The sequence below is a fragment of the Vannielia litorea genome, assembly GCF_018424695.1.
Classification (GTDB): Bacteria; Pseudomonadota; Alphaproteobacteria; order Rhodobacterales; family Rhodobacteraceae; genus Vannielia; species Vannielia litorea_A.
Genome location: NZ_QTNQ01000174.1, coordinates 1 through 2,847, shown reverse-complemented (window position 1 = coordinate 2,847; position 2,847 = coordinate 1). Strand labels below are relative to the sequence as shown.

Here is a 2,847-nt window from a genome sequence, read left to right as displayed (position 1 = left end):
GCGTCAGATGGGTATAAGAGACAGGGTGGGCGCCGTGCCATGCCCGGCCCCGCCCGCAAAACCCTCACAGCGGCGGAATATCGCCTTCGGCCCGCAGCGCGTGGAATCCCGCCTCGAATTCGGCAAACCGCCCCTCGGCAATCGCCGCCCGCATCCCGGCCATCAGCTCCTGATAGTAATGCAGGTTGTGCCAGGTCAGCAGCATCCCTGCGATCATCTCGCCCGCGCGGTACACATGGTGCAGGTAGGCCCGCGAATAGCCCCGGCAGGCCGGGCAGCTGCAGTCCTCATCCAGCGGGCGCGGGTCGTCGGCATGGCGGGCGTTCTTCAGGTTCACCTGCCCCCGCCGCGTCCAGGCCTGCCCGGTGCGCCCGCTCCGCGACGGCAGCACGCAGTCCATCATGTCCACACCGCGCTTCACCGCACCCACGATGTCATCGGGCTTGCCCACGCCCATCAGGTAGCGCGGCTTGTCCTCGGGCAGCATGCCGGGCGCATAATCCAGCACGCCGAACATCGCCTCCTGCCCCTCGCCCACCGCAAGCCCGCCAATCGCATAACCATCGAAGCCGATCGCCTTCAAAGCCTCCGCACTCTCGCCGCGCAGCGCCTCGGTCACGCCGCCCTGCTGAATGCCGAAGAGCGCATGTCCGGGCCGGTCGCCAAAGGCCTCCCGCGAGCGCGCCGCCCAGCGCATGCTCAGCCGCATGCTCTCGGCCACCGCCTCCTCCGTCGCGGGCAAGGCCGGGCACTCATCGAAGGCCATCACGATGTCCGAGCCGAGCAGCCGCTGAATCTCCATCGAGGTTTCGGGGCTCAGAAAATGCTTCGAGCCATCCACGTGAGAGCGAAAGGTCACCCCCTCCTCGGTCAGCTTCCTCAACTCGGCGAGGCTCATCACCTGAAAGCCCCCCGAGTCGGTCAGAATGGGCTTGTCCCAGTTCATGAACTTGCGAAGCCCGCCCAGCCGGGCCACCCGCTCCGCACCGGGCCGCAGCATCAGGTGATAGGTGTTGCCGAGCAGAATATCGGCCCCTGTCGCCGCCACGCTCTCGGGCAGCATCGCCTTCACCGTCGCCGCCGTGCCCACGGGCATGAAGGCCGGCGTGCGGATCTCGCCGCGCGGCGTTTTCAGGCTGCCCAAACGGGCCTTGCCGTCCTTCGCCTTGAGTTCGTATGTCACGCGTGTTGTCATCGGGGCTCTCATCGGTCGGGCCTTCCATATCCCGCAGTTCGCGCAAAATGCCAAGGAGGCCCAATGTCAGACCCCGAAATGCTCCAGTTCGGCTGGGAAGAGTGGATCTCGCTGCCCGGCCTCGGCGTTCCCGCTCTGCGCGCCAAGGTCGATACCGGTGCCCGCACCTCGGCGCTGCACGCCTTCGACATCGAAACCTTCGGCCCCTCCGCCCGCCCCAAGGTGCGCTTTACCGTCCATCCCATCCCCGGGCGGGATGATCTGGTGATCCCCTGCTCCGCCCCCATCAGCGACCGCCGCGAGGTCACCTCCTCCAACGGCGAGAAGGAGTTGCGCTACGTTATCGAAACCACGCTTGAAGTCGCCGGGCAAAGCTGGCCCATCGAGGTCACGCTCACCGACCGCTCCACCATGAACTCCCGCATGCTGCTGGGGCGGCAGGCGATGAAGAACCACATCTCCATCGTCGCCACCGACCGGTTCTGCCAGCCCGAGCTGTCCTATGATGTCTACCACAGCTCCAAGGTGCGGCAGGCCCAGCCCTCCCGCGCCCTGCGCATCGCCGTGCTGAGCCGGGAAGACAATTATTCCACCCGCCGCCTCGTGGAAGAGGGCGAAAAGCGCGGCCACACGGTGGAGGTGATCGACACCACCCGCTGCTACATGGCCATCAACACGCTCGCCCCCGAGGTGCATTACGATGGCAAGCGCCTGCCCCGCTATGACGCGGTGATCCCCCGCATCGGCGCCTCCATCACCCCCTACGGCACCGCCATTGTCCGCCAGTTCGAAACCATCGGCATCTACTCGGTGAACCCCTCGCGCGGCATCACCGCCTCGCGCGACAAGCTCTACGCCCACCAGATCATGGCCCGCGCCAAGGTGCCCATGCCCGACACCGCCTTTGCCGCCTCCCCCAAGGACACCGGCAACCTGATCGCCCTGGCGGGCAACGCGCCGCTGATCGTCAAGCTGCTGGAGAGCACCCAGGGCAAGGGCGTTGTGCTGGCCGAAACCAAGAAGGCCGCCGAGTCGGTGATCGACGCCTTCCGCGGCCTCAAGGCCAACTTCCTCGTGCAGCACTTCGTCAAGGAGGCCGCGGGCGAAGACATCCGCTGCCTCGTGATCGGCAACAAGGTCGTCGCCTCGATGAAGCGCACCGGCGCGGAGGGCGATTTCCGCTCCAACCTGCACCGGGGCGGCTCGGCCAAATCGGTCCGGATCACCAAGGAAGAGCGCGAAACCGCCGTCCGCGCCGCCCGCGCCTTCGATCTCGGCCTCGCCGGGGTCGATCTGCTGCGCTCCGAAACCGGCCCCAAGGTGCTCGAGGTGAACAGTTCGCCGGGGCTTGAGGGCATCGAAACCGCCAGCAAGAAGAACATCACCGAAAAGCTCTACGAAACCATAGAGCGCTCGGTCCGCCCCATGCCCGTCCGCAAACGCCGGACAAAGGCCTGACGACCGGCCCAAAACGATCCCGCCGCAGTCGGCATATCCAGGCAACGCAACGCGCCGTCCCGCGCCTCACCAGCCAGGCGAAGAGGATCAGCACAACCTCCTGCCCCCAGATCAGCGAGTCGTTGAAGCCATAACGCAGCACGACGTTGGCAAAGGTCACAAGGGTCATGAGCCCCAGCAGGACCGCGATGAAT

The 2,847-nt window shown here is 66.4% G+C and carries 2 protein-coding genes and 1 pseudogene; 1 reads left to right on the top strand and 2 read right to left on the bottom strand.

Annotated features, from left to right (window positions below; translation table 11 throughout):
* Positions 1–64: 64 nt before the first annotated feature.
* Positions 65–1,195, bottom strand: a complete 1,131-nt coding sequence (gene tgt / locus DYI42_RS23680; protein WP_213549565.1) for a tRNA guanosine(34) transglycosylase Tgt — start codon at positions 1,193–1,195, stop codon at positions 65–67.
* 63 nt (positions 1,196–1,258) lie between these two features.
* Here tgt and rimK point away from each other — a divergent pair, with 63 nt between their 5' ends.
* A complete protein-coding gene (gene rimK, locus DYI42_RS23675) occupies positions 1,259–2,653 on the top strand; it encodes a 30S ribosomal protein S6--L-glutamate ligase (protein ID WP_213549563.1) in 1,395 nt (464 codons plus the stop codon).
* A gap of 57 nt (positions 2,654–2,710) precedes the next feature.
* Here the strand turns inward: rimK and DYI42_RS23670 are convergent.
* Positions 2,711–2,843: pseudogene (locus tag DYI42_RS23670) on the bottom strand (TRAP transporter small permease subunit); the annotation flags it as partial.
* Between the last annotated feature and the right edge of the window lie 4 nt (positions 2,844–2,847).